Source organism: Sinobaca sp. TMA16-18, from assembly GCF_059510535.1.
In genome coordinates, this window is the sequence record NZ_JCAKFM010000002.1 from 430,890 (window position 1) to 452,958 (window position 22,069).

Genomic DNA, 22,069 nt, shown 5'->3' on the forward strand with positions numbered 1-22,069 from the left:
TAGTCAGAATATTTTGAATATATTTTCGGGCACACGTATCCCTTTCCGCAGAACATCATTCTGCTCCGGATACATGCATGGAGATTTTTATTCGCTTTTGTCTGATTCTTCCAGTGGAATTAAATCAAAAATGGCGCCGCTCTGAATGGATTCCACAAGCCTGTCAAGCCAGCGGTAGTAGGCTTTGGATCGTTCGAGAAAGGAAGCAAGTTCCCGGGCTTCTTCTTTGATCTCTTCAGAATACTCCGGCGTTTCCAGGATGGCCTGCAGCTGCTTTTGTGCATCAGCAATAGCTTCCAGGTTGATCTTTACTTCGCGTTCCCAGTTTTTGCTGAAAAAGTTACTGAAGAAGTGAAAGAAATCTTTTTCTGCAATGTAGGTCTGCTTGCGTTTGCCTTTCCGGAACGTTTTTTTAACGATGTTAAATTCCTGCAGTTTTTTTACCCCGGTACTCATACTCGGTTTGCTCATACCGAGGCGCTCCCGCATCTCATCTAATGTCATATCTCCTTCGAGATACATCGTTCCATATAAAGTGCCGACGCTTCGGGTCACTCCGTACAAGTCCATTGTTTCTGCTATCGAATCGACTACAAGATCCTTTGCGTTTTCGAGCGACTCTCTAGCCTGTTCATCATGGGAGTTAGACATTAAACCCCTCCTCTGAATGTAATAAATTAAATTTGTTAAATATTTTCTTTACTTTTTTAATGATAACGCAATAACGAAGATTGTCAAAGGTTTAATAAAAGCAGAGCCCCGGAAAATGGTGCCGCTGAAATTTCTATATATGGTAATAATAAAAAAACGCGAAAATTTTTTTGACAGATAATTTCCTACGTGTTAAATTTAAATTGTTCGAAACGTTAAATTTTTTTAAAACAAATTAAACAAATGAAAAAAATAGAAGGAGGCGTTTTACTTGTCCGATAAGAGAATGTATATCAACGGAGAATGGGTAGAAGCCAAATCAGGAAACACCCGCAGTATTTTAAATCCATTCAACCAGGAGACGATTGCAACGGCTGCTGAAGGCTCAAGGGAAGATTCCCAGGCGGCCGTTCAGGCAGCGCGCGAAGCGTTTGATAACGGTGAATGGGCCGGCACCCCGGCTGCAGAAAGAGGGCTTCTTATCCAGAAAATAGCTGACTTTATCAAGCGTGATAATGAAGAGATGGCTGAACTTGAAACGCTCGATACTGGAAAAACGATGGTAGAGAGCCGCGCAGATATGGATGATATTGCCGGTGTCTTCCAATATTTCGCAGGACTTGCCGACAAAAATGGGGGAGAAGTCATTGCTTCTCCTCTTCCGGATTCAGAAAGCCGTGTGGTTCGAGAGCCGGTCGGCGTCTGCGGACAGATTACCCCGTGGAATTATCCCCTGCTTCAGGCAGCCTGGAAAATTGCCCCGGCACTGGCTGCCGGAAACACGATTGTGGTAAAGCCAAGTGAAATTACGCCGCTTACCACTGTAAAAGTATTTGAATTAATGGAAGAAGCCGGTTTTCCAAAAGGCGTAGCCAATCTTGTGTTAGGTCCTGGTGCGACTGTCGGAGCTGAGCTTTCCGAAAGTGTTGACGTCGATTTGATCTCTTTTACTGGAGGCATCGACACAGGAAAGAAAATTATGCAGGCCGCAAGCGTGAACGTAAAGAAAATTGCGCTTGAGCTCGGTGGGAAAAACCCGAATATCGTTTTTGCCGACGCAGACTTTGATACAGCGGTCGACCAGGCAATGAATGCTGTATTTTTCCACGGCGGCCAGGTGTGTTCTGCCGGTTCCCGTCTTATTATAGAAGAAAGCATTCATGATGAGTTTGTAGAGGAACTTGTAAAACGCTCTAAAAACATTAAGCTTGGCAGCGGATTTGAAGAAAGCACCCAATCCGGTCCGCTTATTTCCAATGAACATCGTGCCAAGGTTGAGAAATATGTAGAAATTGGACAGGAAGAAGGAGCAAAGCTTGTTCTCGGCGGTTCCCGTCCAGAGCAGGAAGAACTGAAGAATGGTTCGTTCTACCTGCCGACTATCTTTACAGAATGTAAGGCGGACATGAGAATCGTTCAGGAAGAAGTTTTCGGTCCGGTTCTTACTATTGAAACATTCAAAACAGAGGAAGAAGCGGTAACGCTTGCCAACGATACCATCTATGGCCTGGCCGGTGCTGTCTTTACAAATGACATCGCCAAAGCTGAAAATATTGCAGCCAAGCTTCGCATGGGTACGGTATGGATTAACGATTTCCACCCATACTTTGCACAGGCGCCGTGGGGTGGATACAAGCAGTCTGGTTTCGGCCGCGAACTTGGACATATCGGCCTTGAGGAGTATACAGAAGTGAAGCACATTTTCCGCAACAAAAAGCCGGCAGCCGTTAACTGGTTCGCTTAATAATACTATCCGGTCCTCCGCACGGGGAACCGGGCGGAGATCCGGGGCTTTACCATACATGGAATATAAAAAAACAACGGTCCTATAGGAGGAATTGTATATGAGTTTGAATATGAAAGTAGAATCTATGTTAAGTTATCACACGTTTGAGCTGCCAACCGCCATTAAACACGGAATTGGCTCCATTAAACATATCGGCGAAGAAGTAAAAGCGTTAGGTGCTACAAAAGTGCTTCTTGCCACAGATCCCGGCATCTATAAAGCTGGCGTCGTAGACCCGGTCATTGAACATTTGAAAAAAGCCGGCGTGGAGGTTGTTCTTTTCGATAAAGTTGAGCCTAACCCTCCCGTGCGTCTTATTGCAGAAGGATCAAAAGTCTTTAAGGAAGAAGGATGCGACGGCCTTGTAGCAGTAGGGGGCGGAAGCTCTATGGATACAGCGAAGGCGATCGGTGTAGAAGCAGTACACGAAGGTTCAGTACTGGATTATGAAGCAGCAGACGGCAAAAAGCCGCTTGTTAACCGCATTCCGCCACTTACGACGATCCCGACAACAGCAGGAACCGGTTCTGAAGTAACACAGTGGGCAGTTATTACAGATGAAGAGCGTGAATTCAAGTTTAATACGGGCGGTCCATTAATCGCGGCCCATCTTACGATTCTTGATCCACAGCTTCACGTTTCTATGCCGCCGCACGTAACAGCAATGACGGGTATTGATGCCATTGCCCACGCGGTAGAGTGTTATACAATGAAATTTGCCCAGCCTGTTACAGATGCTGTAGCCTTAATGGCGATGGAATATGCGTCCAAATACATTCGTCGTGCTTATGCAGACGGCGCGGATCTGGAAGCCCGTTACGGCATGGCCCAGGCTGCTATGCTTGCCGGCCTTTCATACGGAAGCGAATCTGCAGGTGCAGCCCATGCAATGAGCCAGACGCTTGGCGGCATTATTCCTGTGGCCCACGGCCAGTGTGTAGCAACGATGATGGGACCTGTAATGGAGTACAACTGGAAAGGTGCTCCTGAGCGTTTTGCCCGTATGGCACAGGCTTTTGGCATTGACACAGTCGGCATGACAACAGAGGAAGCGGCTAAAGCTTCTGTGAAATGGATGTATGATCTTGCAGAAGATCTGGATATTCCAAATCTTGAAGAGCAGGGCGTTTCTTCTGATATGATTGATCGTCTTTCTAAAGAAGCAATGAAGGATCCTCAGACAGAAGGAAACCCAAGAGACCTTACTGAGCGCGACTACCAGTGGATCTACAAGCGCTGCTTTAACCAGGTACCAACGTCTATCTAATAGAATTTAATAACAAAGCCTGCGGATAATGATATCCGCAGGCTTTTTGTATTTTAAATTGTATTAAGCTGAGGCTGGAGCTGATTTGGACAAAAATACTTTTGTGAGATAGACAGCAGCTACAAGCAGTACGACAGCCGTTAAGAGACCGAGCCACATGTTTCCGGACAGGCCGAGAACAAGATAGCCTATGGAAGAAGCACCGGCTGCAATAAGAGCATAAGGAAGCTGTGTCACGACGTGATCGATATGATGGCTTCCTGCCCCGGTAGACGAAAGGATCGTCGTATCGGAAATAGGAGAACAGTGGTCTCCGAAAATAGAACCGGCCAGCACAGAGGCTAAGAAAGGCAGCATCATCGTAATATCAAGCGTTGCTGCAATTTCTCCGGCAATCGGAAGGAGAAGCGAAAATGTTCCCCAGGACGTTCCGGTCGAGAAAGCCATAAAACCGGCAACAATAAACAGCAGCAGAGGCAGCAGAAACAGCGGAATACTGCCATCAATTAAAGCAGCAAGGTATGCGCCTGTCTGCAGCTCGTCTATTACAGCTACAATAATCCAGGCAAGAATCAAAATATAAATTGCCGGCATCATTGCTCTAATACCTGCTGTGCCTGCTTTTCCGACCATAGAAGACTTTGGCTTTTTAGTAAGGGTAAGGATAAGAGCAACGGCTAATCCAATAAGGCCGCCGTATACAAGAGACGCGGACACATCCGTTTCGGCAAATACGCTTAACGCTGTCACGGTTTCCGCATTTTGAGCCCCAGTGATGATCATAAATACGATCGTTGCAGCTACAAGAACAACGATAGGAAGAACAAGGTCACGGACACGGCCGGTTAATTCATCAAGCTGTCCGCCCGTTTCGCCCGGCACGCCAAGCTTGGAGCTGTCAAACAGCACGCCGTCCTCAAGTGCGAGACGCTCATGTTTTTTCATTGGGCCGATATCTACTTTCCAGACAATCATCAGGAGAACGAGCAGAAGGGCCGTTATCGCATAGAAGTTCATCGGAATCATATACAAAAATGCCTGCAGGCCGCTGTATTGATTTACCTGATAGGACTCAAGGATGCCGGCGATAATCGTAATGATATAAGCACCCCAGCTGGAAAGCGGCACTATAACACAGACAGGAGCTGCGACAGAATCAACAATGTAGGCAAGTTTTGCTCTGGAAATGCCGTGGCGGTCAGTTAAAGGACGGCTCACCTGGCCAACTGTGAGGCTGTTGAAGTAATCGTCAATAAATATTAAGATACCAAACAAAAACGTGACGAGCTGCGCGCCGGTTCTGGTTTTTACACGGCGCAGAGCCCATTCTCCAAACGCTCTGCTGCCACCGGACAGGCTGATTAAGGCAGCCATGACTCCGAGAATAAGCAGAAAGAAAATAATATAAAGCTCCCACGTGTTAATGGCTCCATCCGTGTAGAAGAAACCGGTGAAAATAGACCATATGTACGAGAGTGACGCAAGGATAGACCAGTCATTAATGAGGAGGGCACCGATTAAAATACCCAGCCCAAGGGAGGGCAGAACCTTTCGTGTAATGATAATCATCGCCAGAGCCAGAAGGGGCGGCAAAAGCGACAGAGCAGATAATTCTTCCATTATGATTCCTCCAATTCGTCGTGAAGCTTACGTATGACAGCACATATCAAAAAGCCTGTATCCTTATTTTTATGGAAAGAAAGGGCCGGCCGCAGGCCATAAAAAAACTGCACGGAGACAGACTGTCACCATGCAGCGGACACCTCGGATCCGGTGAAAACAGGTAGCACTCCGCAGACCATGCTGCGGCAGTCCTGTATTTATTTAATACAGGCCCAACGTCCGGAAGATGACCTGTCCGGGCATTTCGGCGGAGAAACCTTTTTGTACAGGTTATCGGTGTCACCCTATCTGCACATACTCCTTTTCATCCGCGCCTCTACCTCATCCAGTGATGAGGCTTCTCTATTAAATTGGGTTTTCAGTCAATTTGTTTTTCGTTCATACTGCTTCATAATAATTTATCCAAAAATCATTATAACAATGGGGCCGCAGGGAAGCAAACCTTTTATCAGGTTAAGCTTCTGTTAGCCGGAGCGTTTAGTACAAATGTTTCAATAGCATGTGCCACGCCGCTTTCATTGTGATGCGTCGTTTCAAAATCGGCTGCTTTTTTTACTTCCGGTTCAGCATTTCCCATTGCGATACTGGTGGCTGCTTTTTCAAACATAGGCAGGTCGTTAAAATTGTCCCCGATCGCAAAGGTCTTGTCCATGGAAAGACCGGCATGCTCCGTTAAATGCATCAGGCCAATGCCTTTCTGGGTACTTGGGTGCATGATTTCCAGATTATCGCGGCCGGAAGAGGTGATGTGTATGCTTTCCTCGTCTTCCCAGCTGTTTCGGCATCCCTGCAGTTTATCGCCAAGCATGGATAAAATAAGGAATTTATAAACAGTAATTTGATTTTCTTCAATGAATGCCGGCTCAGGAAGCTCTTTCATCTTTGATTTCCGACGGTGGCCTTCTGCTACATTCCAAATCCGTTCATTGACTTCATCACCGTTATCAAGGCCTGCAGTGAAGGCATCCAGGTCACTGCGGAAATAGTCGCTGGACTGAGGAGGCGTATAAATACCTTTGTTTGTGTAGGCATGATAGTAAATCTGCTGTTCATCGAGCCAATGCATTAAAGCGACAGCATCTTCGCGGATCATATGAACTTCCCGGATGATGTTCTCTCCCCAGGAAACGATAGCGCCATTCAAAGAAATAATACCATCAGGCGTAACATTTACTTCGTTAAGAAGCCGCTGCACATCGGGCATGCCTCTCCCTGTAGCGATTACCACTTTATCTCCGTTTTCCTGAAGTTTTTCCAGGGCGGAAGCATTTTCTTTCGTAATGTAGCCTTCTTCGTGGAGAAGAGTGCCGTCCATATCAATTGCAATTGTTTTCATCTAGCTTCTCTCCATTCTTTCTATTTTCCTATATAATAAGGTCTTTGTTATCACATATACTTCCTTATTTTATCATAGTTCTCCGGTTATCGAATGAGAAATGAACCCGGTCGGAAAGCCGACAAAAAAAGCTGCCGGATCTCCGGCAGCTTTGAAATAGTTATTGAACACGCGGCGGTGCGGTGTTTTTTGGTGCTTCTTCCGGAGGAGCAAGTTTATCGTCTCCGGCTTTATCGATATCGTCGACCGTTAAATTAATTTCTACAATTTCCAGGCCGGTCATCCGCTCGATATCGTGAGCAACATGAGTCTGTACTTCTTCAAAAATCGCCGGAATGCTTTTATCATATTCTACAATAATATTTACATCGAGAGCGGCCTGGGTTTTTCCTACCTCGGCACTGACACCCTTTGTCAGGTTGCCGCTGCCCAGCCGGTCGGTAATACCTTCCACAACGCCGCCGCTCATTCCAACAATACCGTCAACACGCATTAATGCAACAGCCGCTATTTTCTTTACTACTTCCTCATCAATTAAAATAGAAGTGGAAGAGGGTGGGTTGTTTGGTGTGTTTGTTGAAATACTGCTCGTGGTTGTTGCAGGTACTGATACAGAAGTAGTCGAGCTGTTGTCTTTTGTTTCGGCAGGAAGGCTATCCTTTTTTTCAGAGGAAGAATCGCCTGATGTTTTCACCGGCGTCCGTCCTTCCATGTTTCTTGCCGGAGACCCGGGCCCCCCCATACGATCAGCTGACTCTTTTTGCTCCTCTGCCGGAGTTGCTTCCGGTTTGCTGCTTCTTCTTTGCGACTTATCGCTTCTTTTTCTGTTTGGTCCGTTTGGTCCGTTTTGCATCTTAACTGCCTCCTAAATAGTAATAGTGACTTTCGTTCGGCCGTTTGTTTATCTGCGTGCAGTTAAAAACTCCATTGTCTTCCGGGTGGCGACCTGAAAGTCTTTGTGGCCGTCCAGCTGTCTGCCGATAATATAGCCCACCGCTAAAAAGATGGCTACAACAAGTGCTTCACCGAATCCCCATAATAAGAAAATAACTCCTAGAAGCAGTGCCAATACTGTACATATAATTCGTCCTCTGTAGTCAATCCACTGCTTGGAAGAAGAGGCAGGCTGAGAAGCATTAGTCTGGTATTGTTCTTTTTCTTCGTTCATGATTTGTACACCACCTTATAGAATGTATAATTACTGCACTCTGGAAACTTTAGGCCCTTTAGGAATAGACTGGCTAGGCTCGAGGTTGTCTTTAATAATCACATCGAACGTTCTGACATCCATTTCCGTAATACGCTGCAGGTCAGCTTTTGCGGATTCCTGAATGTTTTCGGAAAGTGTCTGGATAGGGGCTTTACCATTTACTGTAATATAGGCCCGGACGTTCAGGGCGTTGTCGGACTCGATATGCTGAATTTGTACTTCAGAGCTGTCGAGGCCTTCATAGTTGTTAATGTTCCGATAGACAATATTTTTAATAGTATCTTTAGACACATCAACATGGCCTTCATCGTTTTTCCAGCGGATATCAGGCAGTCTATATTTCTTCGTATAGCGGAAAGCACCGAGAAATATGAGGACACTGAGAACAATCCACAGGACCGCCAACAACAGTACAATCCAGAAAGGTTCGGAGCCTGGAGACACGCCGAGGATGGAATTTTCTATCCAGGGAGCTGTCCCCCAGTTAAGCCATGTTCCGATGACCGTGTATAAAATAAACAAGTTGCCGGCGGCAAAAAGAAAGAGCGCGGCTCGAAATAATATGGACACGATTCTACACCTCATTTCTTGAGTTAATGAACGTACGGATGGAACAGCTGTATTTACTGCACGCGAGGTGTCGTATCACTGGTCTCCAGTTGATTTTGTTTACGGTCGCCGAGCTTGGCGTCATCTGCTGTATCAATATCATCTACATATAAGTTTAATTCAACCACTTCGAGGCCGGTCATCTTTTCGATAGCTGTTGTTACGTTATTGGTTACATTTCTATAGACTTCCGGAATACTTTTATCGTATTCGATAATAATATTCAAATCGATGGCTGCCTGTTTTTCTCCCACTTCGGTGCTGATTCCCTTGCGAAGGCTTTTGCGGCCGAACGCTTCTTTCAGGCCTTCCATCGGTCCGCCGCTCATAGCGAGAACGCCGTCCGTCTGAACAGCGGCAAGGCCGGTGATTTTCTGCACTACGTTATCATCAATTCTAAGTTTTCCGGGAATACGCTGCTTTGAATTATTTTCGTTGGAACGGGTGCTGTCCTGGTTTTGCTGCATAATTCATTTCTCCTCACATAGTGGAATTTGTATTACTGCACGCGTGCTTCTTCCATCGGCCCGGTGGAAATCTGATCAGAGATACTGATGTTAATATCGCTTACACGTACTTCCGTAATCTTTTCAATGCTTTCTTTTACGGAACGCTGCACATTTCTGGACAGCGTCTGCAGAGGAGCCTGGCCGTCTACCATAATATCAAGTTTCATATAAACAGATTCATCTGTTGGGGAATGGTAGCCGGTCATTTTGACGTCTGTTACGCCGGGCTCAGCCATCGCATTATGATAGGCGATTTTTTTGAATGTTTTCATTGATACACTGATTTTGCCCGTTGGCATAGTCATATCAATCCGCTCGCCGGAGCGTTTCTTTTTAAATTTAACCGCTGCGATCAGGGCGATAATACTAAATATCAGCCATACAACAGCTGTAATAAGTGCGATCATTCCCGGAGTGGATGAGAAATCAGCATTCACCGCAAAGCTTGTAATCCATTGGCCGGATGCAAGGCCGAATATGGCACCTATCGTAAGAACGGCGGCAGCTATATTAACAATGGCTAGAATAATGAGTAGTAATCGTAGGAAAAATGACAAAGTGTACCCTCCTTTCTCATAGAGCCCTGGTTATTGAACTCTTGCCTGCTGGCCCTGTTCTCCTGCAGTACGCTTGCTGAGCGATACATCTACACTGGAAACATCTACTTCTGCAATACGTTCTACATCTGTTTTTACTACTTCCTGTATATCGGAAGAAAGAGATTGAACAGGGGTTCTTTCATTTGGTGTTACTTTCAGGTGAAGTGCCACCTGGTTTTCCTGCTGTCTGGTGCACGTGACATGAACATCCGTAACACCCTGGCGCGTGATCGCGCTTCGGTACGCAATATTTTCTATAGTATGAAACGGAATATTCACTTTTCCGCTGGATAAAGAAGAACTGACAAATTTTTCTTTAGGCTTCTTTTTTGGTTTAAGGGCCGGCAGAAGAAATAATAAGCTTATAAGAGCCCAGGCTGCTGCTGCCGCTAATCCAATCCACCATTCCGGTGACATGTAGGATGCCTGCGTCCAGTAGGTTTCTATAACCTGGACGACCGGCTGCCACTGAAAGAAGCCGGCTATGAGAACACCTGCAAGCGCAAGGTTTAATACTACAAATATAAATAAGAAAAATCGTAATGCAACCGTCATGATTGCGCCTCCTTCTGCTGATTATCTTTTTTCAGTAAAATAACGCAGTGTTTTCTGCGTCCATACTTGAATATCCCGGTGTCCGTCCAACTGTCTTCCTACCAGGTACCCTACAGCAAAAATAATAGCTACAACGACAGCTTCTCCAAAGCCCCAGAACAAAAAGACAACAACAAGAAGCAATGCGATAATAATGCTTACGATTCTTCCTCTATAATCAAGAAGCTGCTTTTTATCTTCGTTCATATTTCTTCACCGCCTTTCATTGGTGGAATAGTTACTGCATTCCCCTTTTACCCATTTGTAAAAACATGTATTTGATTAATGGAAATAAATTTTATTGGAATATCTTTTGTTTTGATGGGGTTTTATCTTATTTAGGTCGAAATTAACCAAAAATTAGAGAGAACACGAAAAAAAATACAAATATTTTCAAAATAAATGTTAGGGATTCTTATTAACCGGGTATATCATCATAGACGTAACCTATAAAGAATAAAGGAGACTGAGTCCAATGGCTGAACAAACACCATTAAATGCAGCGGATCAAAACAAAAGAGACCTGACGTATAATACAGGTGTCATTGAAAAAATTGCCGCATTGTCTGTAGTAGAAATTCCAGGTATTTTGTCTATGAGTACAGGAGCAGTAGAAGGCCTGACGGAAAGACTGGGCAGAAAAGACCTTACAAAAGGCGTAACAGCTGAAGTAGGCGAAAAGCAGGCTGCCATTGATTTGAATGTGATCATCAAGTACGGATCAAACATTCCGAAAGTCTATGATGAAGTAAAAAGAAGAATCACAGAAAACGTCCGTCATATGACAGGGCTTGAAGTAGTGGAAGTACAGATGAACGTGGACGACATTGATTCAGAAGGTGAAGGCAAGCTTGGTTATGAAGATCAGGAAGTCCAGGATACGGTTGAAAAACGTGTAGAATAGAAAGCAGCATGTAAGCACCCTTCGAGGGTGCTTTTTTTATAGATTTTTTCCGTGCCCATCCAGAATAAAAGAAACCAGTTGCAATATACGGAAGGATTATATATAATAACCCTCGTACAAAACGGACGTCATACTCGTATAATCTGGACGATAAGGGTTCAGGGTTTCTACAGGAGAGCCACATTTCTCCAGGCTACGGGTCTTCTAGTTAAATAGAAGATCTGTAGCTTTTTTTGTGGAAAAAGCTGCAGGAGGCACGTCCGCCTGTAACTTTTGTTAGAAAATGGGGATACACATGAATCGATTATTTCATTTTAAGGAAAACCAGACGACGTTAAAGCAGGAGCTTCTCGCAGGCCTCACCTCCTATTTTACGATTGCTTATATTTTGATTATCAATCCGGCGATTCTTGCCGATGCCGGCATTCCATATGCGTATGCCCTTGCAGCGACGATCCTGGCAACGGCAGCCGGATGCTTTATGATCGGCGGCTGGGGAAATGCCCCAATGATTCTTACACCGGGAATGGGGATTAACGCATTTTTTACGTATACGATTGTGCAGGGCTTCGGACTTACCTGGCAGCAGGGGCTTGCTGCTGTTATTGCGGCAGGGCTGCTGTTTTTCATAGCGACCATTACACCGCTTGCCGGCATTATGGTCAGGGCAGTGCCGGATTCATTGAAAATAGGGATTACCGTCGGAGTAGGTATCTTTTTAACATTTATCGGACTGCAGAAGGGGCAGCTGATCACAGCGGACGCGGAAACGTTCGTAACGATGGGGGCGATTTCCTCTCCACAGGCTCTGCTGACGATTCTTGGCCTGGTCATTACAATGGCCTTGTTTGTCCGGAAAGTGAAAGGAAGTTTTTTGATCGGCATTGTCCTGACAACGGGTGTCGCGTTTTTGTTTGGATTGACCAATCCGCCGCAGGCAGATAGTATTCAGTTTACAGGCTACGGACAGATGCTCGGTGCCTCTGATTTCAGCGGGGTGTATCAGCTGTCTTTCTGGACAGCCGTCTTCTCTTTAATGATTATTTTGATGTTTGAGAGTATGGGTCTTCTTAATGGCATGCTTCCGGACAAAAGAAAATTCCCGAAATCGTATCAGGCCTCTGCCGCGTCTGCTTTTACAAGCGGCCTGTTTGGAACATCGCCTACTATTCCAACGGTGGAAAGTGCTTCCGGTATCGCGGAAGGGGGAAGAACCGGTCTTACAGCTATTACGGTCGGTGTCTTGTTTCTGGCTTCCGCTTTCTTTGCTCCTATGTTTACTGTTATTCCTGATGGGGCAGTGGCGCCGGTGCTGATTATTGTTGGCGGACTGATGGTACAGGAAATCCGCCATATTCGTTTCCAGGATATGTCGGAATGGCTTCCGGCGTATTTGATTATCGGGCTGATCCCGTTAACGTATTCGATAGCAGATGGGATTGCATTCGGATTTATTGCCTATCCGCTGCTGAAACTGGCACTGGGTGAACCACGCTCGGTTTCCCCTATTATGTACGTGATTTCTTCCTTGTTTTTCCTTCACTACGTATTGATGCTCGTAATTTAATTAAAGAAAAGAGGCTCCTTTCATGTTTTTACTACAATTAATGCAGAAACGGACAGAAGCCTACATGCAGGAACGCATGAAATATGGAGGGTACATGATGAGCGGCGGCCTGGTGGTTGCCGCTATTGCTGTCATTGTGATCAGTTTTTATTATTACGGTGCCTGGCTGCAAAGCGCTGAGCACGGACCGGTCTGGCAGGTGACTGCCGCCGCTTTATGGTCTGTGCTGCTGCTTCGCACGAAGCAGCGACTGCTCGTAAAGCCGGCGGATATGGTGTTTCTGCTGCCGGCTGAAAGCCGAATTGATGAACTGCTGGGGTGGGGGCGCCGTTTTTCCTTTATCCGAAAGGTACCGCTGCTTCTTTTGGCCCTGGTTTACACTGGAACCTATTATTACTCCGGCCCGCTGCAGGAAGAGCCGTTCGTTTTGTTTTACGGAATAGCCGCCGGTATAGCAGGACTTCATATACTGGGTACATATTTTCATTATTATACGCATACGCGGCTGGCTTTATTTATAGATAAGGCCGTGCCGGCCTCTTTAACAACAGCTGCCCTGCTGGGGCTCTTCTTTCATTGGTTCTGGTTATATGGATTGGTGATGGCTCTTTACGCCGTATTTGTTTATGATAGAAGACAGAGGCTGAAGGCGCTGCCATTTCAATGGCAGAAAGTGCAGGAAACGGAGCATGCTCTCAGTCTTCGTTTCTACAGAGCGGCTTCCCAGTTTGCAGAAGTTCCGTTTCTGCCGGAGAAAATACGATTCTGGAAAAAGGCAGACATTGCTGCAAAGGCTGTTTCATGGAAAAGGCCAATGCTTTACATAAGCATTCTTTCTTTTATTAGAAGAGGCAGTTATCTACAAAGCTGGGTTCTTTTTACGGGCATTGGTTCCGTGCTGCTGTTTTATTCTGAAAGCACCACAGCAAAAGTCATTGCAGCGACTGCCGTTGTTTACCTGTACGGCCGCCAGCTTTCCGCTTTTCCAAAGTTGTATGAATATTCGCTGCCTCTTGGAGTCTATCCTGTAGCAGCGAAGAGAAGAAAGCGGGAGCCGGCAGGAGCTGCGGCACTTGTTATGGCAGGGCATGCCGCCATTCTGACGGCCTTTGCCGGTGCAGGAGGAACGTTTTCCCAGGTTCTTTATACAGCATCCGCCGTTATGCTTGTGCTGATCCTTAATAAAAGCTGGTTCCTGCCTAAAGAAAAAAAGAAGTGAAGCGTTACCATTCATTCAGTAGACTTATTTTCTATGAGAAAAGCATCCAATCGGGGGTTTCCTGCGTATACTAAGCAAGTACAAAAAGCAGCCCCCTGATCGGATGGATTTATTTTTATGTTGAATGAAGAGGGGGACAGGAAATGCCGACATTAACAGATGCGGAATTGTACGAGAGAATTCAGGCGCAGGATAAAGAAGCGCTCGAGATACTCTACACCCGCTATGAACGCCTATTGTACTCGTTTTCTTATAATATGGTAAAAGATAAACAGGCTGCAGAAGAAGTAATGCAGGATGTATTCTTTAAGCTGTGGAGAGGTAAAGGGGCGGGGACCTATACAGAGTCCCGCGGTAAATTCTCGAGCTGGCTGTTGACGATCACGAGGAACGCCTCTATTGATCACCTCCGTAAGAAGAAAATGGAAATATACGAATGGGAGGAAAGAGACTCTGTCCATGAACAAATGCCTTCTGTAGAAGAGGAAATAGAAAGCAAAGAAGAGCGGACAGAGCTTCAGGCCGTTATTCATAAGCTGCCGGATGAACAGCAGCGGATGATATGTTTATTTTATTTTCAGGGCATGTCGCAGAGCCAGATTGCTGAAGCCTGCGGCATTCCGCTTGGAACGGTAAAAGGCAGGCTCCGGCTGGCGCTCAAAAAGCTAAAAGGCATGGTCGCTGTGGAGAGGGGGATCGAAATTGAATAACAAACATGATGCAATTCTTGACTATCTGAACAATCAGCTCTCTGACAGAGATAGAGAAGCATTTGAATATGAGCTGAAATACGATAAAGAATTAAGAGAAGAGCTGCAGGAATGGGAAGAATTAATGGAAGAACCTGCTTCGTTATTGCAACCGGTCGATCCTCCTGCAGGAATGAAAGAACGGGTGCTTGGCTCGGTATTGGAAGAAGGCAGGAAAGAATCCAGTGAGCCGAAAGCAGTGTATACAGGAAAAGCGAAAAGCAAACGCTATGGCCTGATCGGCGGCCTTCTTGCAGCCGCCCTGCTGTTATCGGTAGGCGCCAACGTGTTTGTAGCTACTCAGCTGCAGCAGGTAGCTTCGCAGAATGAAGAACTGGAAGAAGAGCTGACGTCGATGGAGACCGCGATGCAGGAACAGCAGGAAACCCAGACAGCGAGCCCGGTGGTTACAGCAAGCCTGGAGCCGGGTGAAGAAGCCGAAGGTACAGGAATCGCAACGCTTGCAGAATCCGGAGATCAGGCGGAGCTGCTCGTGCAGGCTCAAGAGCTGGCCGGTCTGGAAGGAGACGAAGTGTACCAGGTCTGGCTGATTGAAGGAGAGTCCCCAATACCGGCCGGATCCTTCACGACAGATGCGGAAGGCCGGGGCGGCTCGGTATTTTCTTTAACCGAAAGCGGACAAAATTGGGACGCAATTGCAGTTACAAGAGAACCGCAGCCGGATAATCAGCTGCCGGAGGGCGAAGTCGTTCTGCAGGCAGAAATTTAAGGACAATCATATAGTGCCGTCGGAAGATATCATGCTTCCGGCGGTTTTTTTAATACATACCAGAAAGTATCAACAAAGGAGGAGGGTCTTTATCTGTGATAATCGGAAATAAAACGTGTAAACTAAAGACAGCAGAGGAGGAGACACGAATGAGAAAAACAGCGGTATTAAGCATTTTTCTGGCGGGAACAGGTCTGCTGGCGGCCTGCAGCAATACCGAAGAAACAGAAGAAGCAGAAGCTTGGCTTGAGGAGGATTGGGAATCAATAAACGCGGAAGCAGACGGCTCGAACGTACGCATGTTTATGTGGGGAGGCGATGAAGGCTTAAATCAATATATGGATGAGTACGTGATCCCTGCCGTAGAGCAGGAGCACAGCATAGCATTGGAGCGGGTGCCGATTGATACGGAAGAAAGCCTGCAGCGGCTCCTTACCGAAAAAGAGGCAGGGGAGCAGGAGGGAACGATGGATATTCTGTGGCTGAACGGGGAAAATTTCCGGAGCGCCAAGGAAAATGAACTGCTTCTCGGATCATTTACGGAAAAACTGCCGCATTTTAATGAATACATAGAGGCAGACTCTCCGGAAACGACGCTTGATTTCGGGACACCGACTGATGGAATGGAATCCCCGCTCGGTAAGGTGCAGTTTACTTTTATGTATGATACAGAAAAAGTGGAACAGCCTCCCGCCACCTGGGAGGAACTCAGCCAATGGGTGGAAGAGAACCCGGGAGAATTTACGTATCCGGAGGCCACTGATTTTACAGGAAACGCTTTTTTAAGGCAGCTGATGTATGACCAGTATGAAAACGATCCGGCATTTGCATCGGAAGCCTTCGATGAGAAAATGCTCGAAGAAGATACCGGACCGATGTGGGACTATTTAAATGCGTGGGAAAGCAGCCTGTGGAGAGAAGGGCAGACGTATCCGGCAAGTGTGGAAGAGCTGGACCGGCTTTACAGCCGCGGTGAAGTCAGCATGACGATGGGGTATAACGAAGCGCGGGCGGAAAGCTTGATTCGGGACGGTACCTTTCCGGAAACCACTGATACGTTTATGCTCGAGAGCGGATCTATCGGCAATACGCATTTTCTCACCATGCCCTTTAATGCCGGAAATCCTAGTGGGGCGATGGTTGTAATGGATTTTCTGCTTTCTCCGGAAGCACAGATTGAAAAAATGAATCCTGATGGGTGGGGGGAGAGCTCCGTCCTCGATCCAGGACGTTTGACAGAAGAAGACCGCAGCGCAATGGAAGCTGTGGACAGAGGGGACAGCGTTCCTTCCCAGGAAGAGCTTGATGATGCCTACCTTCCGGAGCTGGATGCCGATTATGTAGGCTGGCTGGAAGAGAAATGGAACGATGAAGTTGTTCAGCCGTAAGAAAGCTGCAGCTCTCTGGCTTCTGCCGGTACTGCTGCTGCTTGTAGGTTCGGTGTGGTATGCCCTGCTGCAGGTACTGCTCGGAAGCCTGGAAGGAGAAGGAGGGCAATGGAGCCTGTCTGTTTATCAGACATTAGCGGATAACAGCCGCTTTTGGTCTTCCGCCTTTTTCAGTCTTTACGTGGCCGGCGTTTCTACGGTCATTTCGCTTGTGCTCGGCATCTTTATTGCGAGAGGGCTGTATCATTACCTGGAAGACCGGTACAGCCGGTTTCTTATTTGGATTCCGATGGTGTTTCCCCATTTTGTCGGAGCCTATCTCGTTATATTGATTTTTTCGCAGAGCGGCTGGCTTTCTACGGCCGCAGCCTCGATCGGATGGATTGATGCAATAGCTGATTTTCCTATACTGACAAATGACTCCAGGGGCATCGGATTGATTCTTACGTATGTGTGGAAGGAAATTCCGTTTGTTGTCCTCATGATGCTCCCGGTGTATCAGGAAATGAATAAAGAATTTGCCCATGCGGCGGCAGCTCTCGGAGCAGGCCCTTTACAGCGCTTTAAAGACATAGAGTGGGCGTTCTTAAAGCCAGGAACACTTGAGACAGGTCTGATTATTTTTTGTTTTGTGTTTGGCGCGTTTGAAGTGCCGTACCTCATTGGTGCGTCCTCTCCTGAAATGGGAGCTGTTCTTGCCTACGAATGGTTTTACAGCGGAGACTGGAGCAGGCGTCCGGAAGCGCTGGCTGCGATGACGCTTCTCACAGGAGCCATTCTGGCAGCCGCGGCGCTTGTTTTGTGGTATGTCCGCAAGCTGCGCAGTCGTTTAGGAGGCGGGGCATAATATGAAGCATAAAATAATAATAGGTGTATTTCTGCTTATATTCAGTATTCTGCCCCTGCTGCTTCTGCTCTTGCAGAGTATTGCCCCCGGATGGGGATGGGGGCAATTGTTTCCTTCCGCTGTATCGATGCAGGCGTGGCAGACAGCTTTCAGTGATCCGGCGTTAAGGCAGTCGATGGTAGTAACGGTCCTTATAACGCTGGTGGTCACGGCAGGAAATCTGCTTCTCGGTGTTCCGGCTGCAAAAATGCTTGCCTATCAGCATTTTAAAGGCAAGCTGTGGCTTGATAATCTGCTGTTTCTGCCGATTCTTATTCCAATGACGGCCGTTGCAATGGGCATTCATTTTACGTTTATCCGTGCCGGCCTTGCCGATACGTGGCCCGGCACCGCGCTCGTGCTGTTTATTCCAACTCTGCCTTATACGATCCGGGTCATCCGCGCCGGCTTTGAAAGGCTGGGACCGGAATCAGAAGAGCAGGCGAAATCGCTTGGCAGCAGTCCGCTGCAGGCTTTACTGTTTGTACAGCTTCCACAGATGATGCCAAGCCTGCGTTCGGCCGTTTTTTTAACAGTTGTCATTACAGCAGGCCAGTACATTCTGCCGGTTATTATCGGAGGGGGTACGGTGCCGATGCTGTCTCTTTTGTATTTTCCCTACTCCAATTCAGCAAATGAAGCGGTCGTAAGCGCGTTGTCTATTCTGTTTGCGCTGCTTCCCCTCGTAGTGATTCTACTGGCGGAAGCGGTACTGCGAATAGTGTTTGCTGCGGCCGAGCGAAGATAAGGCAGGTGATAATTTGACATATTTAGAGATTCGGTCTTTAACCAAACAGTATCAAAACGATGTCGTCCTCAATGAGATTGATATCGAGCTTGAACGGGGCGAAACAATGAGCATTCTCGGACGGTCCGGCACGGGGAAAACGACCCTGCTGCGGACCATTGCCGGGATTATAAAAGAAGACGCGGGAGATATTTTCATTAACGGGGAAAACGTCAAAGGAACGCCGGCGGAACGACGTCCGGTCGTCATGATGTTTCAAAAGCCGCTGTTGTTTCCACATATGAATGCAGCGGACAATACCGCTTACGGGTTAAAAGTAAAAAAAATGCCGGTGAAACAGCGAAGACAGGAAGCGGAGATTTTTTTGGAAAAGGTAGGCCTTGCCGGATTTGGGAATAAGTTTCCGGCGGAATGTTCGGGAGGCGAACAGCAGCGGATATCGCTTGCCCGGGCTTTAATCGTTAAGCCGAAGCTGCTGTTAATGGATGAACCATTTTCCCACCTCGATTCAGAACTCCGCCGCTCCATGAGGCTGTGGGTAAAGGAAGTCCTGAAAGAAGAAGGAGTGACGGCGCTGTTTGTGACGCATGACCGTGAGGAAGCCGAGCAGATGGGAGATAAAATGGCTGTCCTCGGCGAAGGGAAAATTCTGCAGTCCGGGCTGCCGGAAGAACTATACCGCCGGCCGGTCCATCCGATTGCTGCCTCCCTTGCGTCGGAAGGATTTTTCACAAAAGAAGGGGCATTCGTGCCGCTCGCTGCAGTAACTACTAAAAAAATCACAGAGCCGTCCCGGACGTTTCGGGCTGTCGTTCAGGAAGAAAGACAAGCCTACGGACTACAGTTTTACAATTATTATTTGGAGCAAGAAAAGGTCATTATCGCTTTGCGGAACGAATCCAACGCTGCGCGGCCTGGAGACCAGGTGGTTCTCTATGCTCCGGCGGAGTCCCTGCTTTTTTCAGAAAGTACGGCGACGCTTCGGGTAGAAGGTGAGAAAGCATGACCTATAAGAAAACGCTTCTGCTTGCGGGGGTGGCAGTTGTTGCCGCCGTTCTGGTCTGGCTGAATGTCCAGGTGTTTCAATTTCGTCCCGGCGATATTGAACAGGCGATCGATTCCTACGGATGGATGGCGCCTGTTGTATATATCGTCCTTTATACACTGCGCTCGCTCGTATTCTTCCCGGCGTCTGTCTTTTCGCTGGCCGGAGGACTTGCCTTTGGGCCGGTGGAAGGTGTTATCTACATTATGATCGGTGCAATGGGAGGGGCGATTCTTTCCTTTTATATTGCCCGGATGCTCGGTGGAAAAGTGATTGGCAGCAAGTGGAAAGGAAAAGCCGCTGTTTTTCAGACCCAGCTGAATGAAAATGGATTCCTGTATGCGCTCATTATGAGGCTGATTCCGGTGCTGAATTTTGATCTGGTCAGCTATATTTGCGGGCTGTCGACGATTCGTTTCCGAGCTTATGCGGCCGCTACGCTTATTGGTATTTTCCCCGGAGCGCTCGGATACAGCCTGCTTGGATCGGGACTTGTGAGCGGCGACTTTACACAGATTATTATAGCTGCCAGTGTATTCCTGGCGATTACCGCTTTTGTTTATTTATTAAAAAGGGTAAGAGTAGGAAGAGATATTATCAATAAAGCATCCATAGATGAGGACGATAGCTAATGCTTGATACGCATGCCAGAAAATATGTACAGCCTGTCATTGGACATGCAGCGGATTTCTTTCTCCGCAGGGGATTGTCCGCCAATCAGGTGACGGTGGCCTCTTTTATTATCGGCGTAGCGGCAGGGCCGCTTGTTTATTTGGGGTTTGGGCCCGCAGCCGTCCTGCTGCTGTGGATTTCCGGTTTTCTGGATGCCGTGGATGGATCGATGGCCCGCAAAACGAAGCCCTCTGCCTTTGGCACCGTAATGGACGTCACGTTTGACCGGCTTGTAGAGATCAGCGTACTGCTGGGGCTTGCTTTTTTATTCCCGGATTTAATGTGGCTGTTTCTGCTCCTGAGCGTGTCGATCATTTTTTCAATGACCGTGTTTTTAACGGTTGGTACCGTCTCGGAGCAAAAAGGAATAAAATCTTTTTACTATCAGGCAGGGCTCGCAGAGCGGACGGAAGGGTTTATCTTGTTTACGATCATGATCCTGTTTCCTTCGATTCTGCTTTATTCCACGATATTATTTCTATTTGTAGAAGTGTTTACAGGCATCCAGCGTTTAATGGAGGCTAAAAAAATATTAAAGGAGCCGGCAGAATGAAAACATACGATCTTATTATTATCGGAGGCGGATCCGGCGGCTTAACGGCCGCATCCGGTGCTGCCCAGTTCGGTGCTTCAGTAGCGTTGATTGAAAAAAAGAATAACCTCGGCGGGGACTGTCTTCACGCCGGCTGTGTGCCGTCCAAAGCATTTATTACGGCGGGAAAAGAAATTCATCAGGCAAGACAGGCCGCTTCCCGGCATAATCTGACACTCTCCGGTGAGGTCTCTCTCGCACAGGTAAATCGGAGAGTGCATGATGCGATAGACGATATTCAGGTAATGGACGATGTGTCCCGCTTTGAGGAAATGGGCGTGGATGTGTTTTTGAAAGAAGCTGTATTTACAGGCCCCCACACAGTAAAGCTTGGGGACGGCGAAGAAATTGAAGGAAAGCGGATCGTGATTGCCACTGGCTCAAAACCGGTTATTCCTCCGATCGATAACATAGAGGTGCTTCCATATTACACAAATGAAACGATCTTCGACGCCGAAGAACTTCCCGGGCACATCGTCTGCGTGGGAGGAGGCCCGGTTGGCGTAGAGCTCGCCCAGGTACTGGCCCGACTCGGTGCAAACGTGACCATCGTCGATAATGCGCCGCGGCTGTTTCCGAATGAAGAAGAAGAGATTGGCAGGCAGGTGCAGAATGCGCTGCTTGAAGAGCTTGACTTTATTCCGGATACACGGGTGGAGGCGCTGGAAAAAGACGACGCCTCCGGACATACGTACGCCGTCTTGTCCAACGGGGAGAAAGTAAAAGCGGACGCGCTGCTGATTGCGGCCGGCCGCAGGCCCAATACCGATTCGCTGCAGCTCGACAAAGCAGGAATTGACCCGGCAAAGGATGGCAGTATCCCCGTGAAACCAACGCTTCAGACTAAAGCGCCTCATATTTATGCAGTAGGAGACGTAACCGGAACGTATGCATTTACACATGCGGCCGGCCTGGAAGGGCAGATTGTCGTCACCAACGCGGTGTTCGGCCTGCGCCGGAAAGTGTCCTACAGCACGCTGCCGTGGGTTTTTTACACAGAGCCGGAGCTGTTCCGGCTTGGACTGACAGAGCAGCAGGCGAGGGATCAGTACGGAGAGAGCATCAATGTATATAAAGTAACTGGTGGAGAGGTGGACCGTTTTATTGCAGAGCGGGACAAAACGCCGCTTATGAAAATTATTACCGATAAGCGCGGCAGAATTTTAGGCGCGCATGCAGCTGGAAAAAATGCGTCCGACTGGATGCACGAAGTTGTAGCGGCAAAAGCCTGGAAGAAGCCGCTCCGCTCGTTTTCAAGTATTGTGTATCCGTACCCATCGCGCGGGGAAATTCTGAAAAAAGCAGCCGACATTTACTGGAGGGAAAAGCTTTTTGACAGCAGCGTAACAAAGCTGCTCAAGAAATACGTGCAGACGTTCCGGTAA

The 22,069-nt window shown here is 47.5% G+C and carries 24 protein-coding genes and 2 riboswitches; of the genes, 14 read left to right on the top strand and 10 right to left on the bottom strand.

The features are described from left to right. Positions 1-87 precede the first annotated feature (87 nt). A complete protein-coding gene (gene cudC, locus AC5W14_RS05830) occupies positions 88-651 on the bottom strand; it encodes a choline uptake/conversion transcriptional regulator CudC (RefSeq protein WP_496193893.1) in 564 nt (187 codons plus the stop codon). Positions 652-937: 286 nt separating this feature from the next. Between cudC and betB the strand changes: the two genes are divergently transcribed. Both betB and gbsB read left to right on the top strand, forming a co-directional pair. Continuing rightward, on the top strand, positions 938-2,395 hold the full coding sequence (gene betB, locus AC5W14_RS05835) for a betaine-aldehyde dehydrogenase (protein WP_496193945.1): 1,458 nt from the start codon (positions 938-940) through the stop codon (positions 2,393-2,395). Between the two features lie 100 nt (positions 2,396-2,495). Continuing rightward, a complete protein-coding gene (gene gbsB, locus AC5W14_RS05840) occupies positions 2,496-3,704 on the top strand; it encodes a choline dehydrogenase (RefSeq protein ID WP_496059716.1) in 1,209 nt (402 codons plus the stop codon). Positions 3,705-3,767: 63 nt separating this feature from the next. Here the strand turns inward: gbsB and AC5W14_RS05845 are convergent, their stop codons facing one another. The 9 genes from AC5W14_RS05845 to AC5W14_RS05885 all read right to left on the bottom strand — a co-directional run bounded on the left by AC5W14_RS05845 (position 3,768) and on the right by AC5W14_RS05885 (position 10,391). After that, a complete protein-coding gene (locus AC5W14_RS05845) occupies positions 3,768-5,324 on the bottom strand; it encodes a Na+/H+ antiporter NhaC family protein (RefSeq protein WP_496193894.1) in 1,557 nt (518 codons plus the stop codon). 156 nt (positions 5,325-5,480) lie between these two features. Further along, a riboswitch (Lysine riboswitch) is annotated at positions 5,481-5,654 on the bottom strand. Between the two features lie 121 nt (positions 5,655-5,775). After that, the gene (locus AC5W14_RS05850; RefSeq protein WP_496193895.1) at positions 5,776-6,663 is read right to left on the bottom strand and encodes a Cof-type HAD-IIB family hydrolase; all 888 of its coding nucleotides are present in this window, start codon (positions 6,661-6,663) and stop codon (positions 5,776-5,778) included. A 160-nt stretch (positions 6,664-6,823) separates the two neighbouring features. Next, positions 6,824-7,516 carry an Asp23/Gls24 family envelope stress response protein gene (locus AC5W14_RS05855; protein WP_496059713.1) on the bottom strand — a complete coding sequence of 231 codons (693 nt, stop codon included), beginning with the start codon at positions 7,514-7,516 and terminating at the stop codon, positions 6,824-6,826. A 48-nt stretch (positions 7,517-7,564) separates the two neighbouring features. Beyond that, entirely contained in the window at positions 7,565-7,831 is a 267-nt protein-coding gene (locus AC5W14_RS05860) for a DUF2273 domain-containing protein (RefSeq protein WP_496059712.1), read from the bottom strand. 30 nt (positions 7,832-7,861) lie between these two features. Then, on the bottom strand, positions 7,862-8,443 hold the full coding sequence (gene amaP / locus AC5W14_RS05865; RefSeq protein WP_496059711.1) for an alkaline shock response membrane anchor protein AmaP: 582 nt from the start codon (positions 8,441-8,443) through the stop codon (positions 7,862-7,864). A gap of 53 nt (positions 8,444-8,496) precedes the next feature. Beyond that, complete coding sequence (locus tag AC5W14_RS05870) at positions 8,497-8,949, bottom strand: Asp23/Gls24 family envelope stress response protein (protein WP_496059710.1); 453 nt, start codon at positions 8,947-8,949, stop codon at positions 8,497-8,499. A gap of 32 nt (positions 8,950-8,981) precedes the next feature. Continuing rightward, on the bottom strand, positions 8,982-9,548 hold the full coding sequence (gene amaP / locus AC5W14_RS05875; protein WP_496059709.1) for an alkaline shock response membrane anchor protein AmaP: 567 nt from the start codon (positions 9,546-9,548) through the stop codon (positions 8,982-8,984). A gap of 30 nt (positions 9,549-9,578) precedes the next feature. After that, positions 9,579-10,145: an alkaline shock response membrane anchor protein AmaP gene (amaP, locus tag AC5W14_RS05880; RefSeq protein WP_496059708.1), complete on the bottom strand. Its 567-nt coding sequence runs from the start codon at positions 10,143-10,145 to the stop codon at positions 9,579-9,581. Between the two features lie 21 nt (positions 10,146-10,166). Beyond that, positions 10,167-10,391 (bottom strand): DUF2273 domain-containing protein, encoded by a 225-nt coding sequence (locus AC5W14_RS05885; RefSeq protein ID WP_496193896.1) that lies wholly within the window; start codon positions 10,389-10,391, stop codon positions 10,167-10,169. Positions 10,392-10,659: 268 nt separating this feature from the next. On the opposite strand from AC5W14_RS05885, the gene AC5W14_RS05890 reads away from it, so the two are divergent. From AC5W14_RS05890 to AC5W14_RS05945, 12 genes are all read left to right on the top strand, one after another. After that, positions 10,660-11,088, top strand: coding sequence for an Asp23/Gls24 family envelope stress response protein (locus AC5W14_RS05890; protein ID WP_496193897.1), 429 nt, complete (start codon positions 10,660-10,662; stop codon positions 11,086-11,088). Positions 11,089-11,202: 114 nt separating this feature from the next. After that, a riboswitch (purine riboswitch) is annotated at positions 11,203-11,304 on the top strand. A gap of 79 nt (positions 11,305-11,383) precedes the next feature. After that, entirely contained in the window at positions 11,384-12,655 is a 1,272-nt protein-coding gene (locus AC5W14_RS05895) for an NCS2 family permease (protein ID WP_496059705.1), read from the top strand. 40 nt (positions 12,656-12,695) lie between these two features. Continuing rightward, on the top strand, positions 12,696-13,874 hold the full coding sequence (locus tag AC5W14_RS05900; protein WP_496193898.1) for an ABC transporter permease: 1,179 nt from the start codon (positions 12,696-12,698) through the stop codon (positions 13,872-13,874). A 143-nt stretch (positions 13,875-14,017) separates the two neighbouring features. Next, on the top strand, positions 14,018-14,584 hold the full coding sequence (locus tag AC5W14_RS05905; protein WP_496193899.1) for an RNA polymerase sigma factor: 567 nt from the start codon (positions 14,018-14,020) through the stop codon (positions 14,582-14,584). After that, positions 14,577-15,353, top strand: coding sequence for an anti-sigma factor domain-containing protein (locus AC5W14_RS05910; RefSeq protein ID WP_496193900.1), 777 nt, complete (start codon positions 14,577-14,579; stop codon positions 15,351-15,353). The genes AC5W14_RS05905 and AC5W14_RS05910 overlap by 8 nt, the downstream gene beginning before the upstream one ends. A 149-nt stretch (positions 15,354-15,502) precedes the next feature. Then, positions 15,503-16,741, top strand: a complete 1,239-nt coding sequence (locus tag AC5W14_RS05915; protein WP_496193901.1) for an ABC transporter substrate-binding protein — start codon at positions 15,503-15,505, stop codon at positions 16,739-16,741. After that, positions 16,722-17,588 (top strand): ABC transporter permease, encoded by an 867-nt coding sequence (locus tag AC5W14_RS05920; protein ID WP_496193902.1) that lies wholly within the window; start codon positions 16,722-16,724, stop codon positions 17,586-17,588. The genes AC5W14_RS05915 and AC5W14_RS05920 overlap by 20 nt, the downstream gene beginning before the upstream one ends. A gap of 1 nt (position 17,589) precedes the next feature. Continuing rightward, complete coding sequence (locus AC5W14_RS05925) at positions 17,590-18,375, top strand: ABC transporter permease (protein ID WP_496193903.1); 786 nt, start codon at positions 17,590-17,592, stop codon at positions 18,373-18,375. A 13-nt stretch (positions 18,376-18,388) separates the two neighbouring features. Continuing rightward, positions 18,389-19,381: an ABC transporter ATP-binding protein gene (locus AC5W14_RS05930; protein ID WP_496193904.1), complete on the top strand. Its 993-nt coding sequence runs from the start codon at positions 18,389-18,391 to the stop codon at positions 19,379-19,381. Next, positions 19,378-20,052, top strand: coding sequence for a TVP38/TMEM64 family protein (locus AC5W14_RS05935; protein WP_496193905.1), 675 nt, complete (start codon positions 19,378-19,380; stop codon positions 20,050-20,052). The genes AC5W14_RS05930 and AC5W14_RS05935 overlap by 4 nt, the downstream gene beginning before the upstream one ends. Further along, entirely contained in the window at positions 20,052-20,645 is a 594-nt protein-coding gene (locus AC5W14_RS05940; protein WP_496193906.1) for a CDP-alcohol phosphatidyltransferase family protein, read from the top strand. Before AC5W14_RS05935 ends, AC5W14_RS05940 begins: the two co-directional genes overlap by 1 nt. Continuing rightward, positions 20,642-22,069: a dihydrolipoyl dehydrogenase family protein gene (locus AC5W14_RS05945; protein WP_496193907.1), complete on the top strand. Its 1,428-nt coding sequence runs from the start codon at positions 20,642-20,644 to the stop codon at positions 22,067-22,069. The genes AC5W14_RS05940 and AC5W14_RS05945 overlap by 4 nt, the downstream gene beginning before the upstream one ends.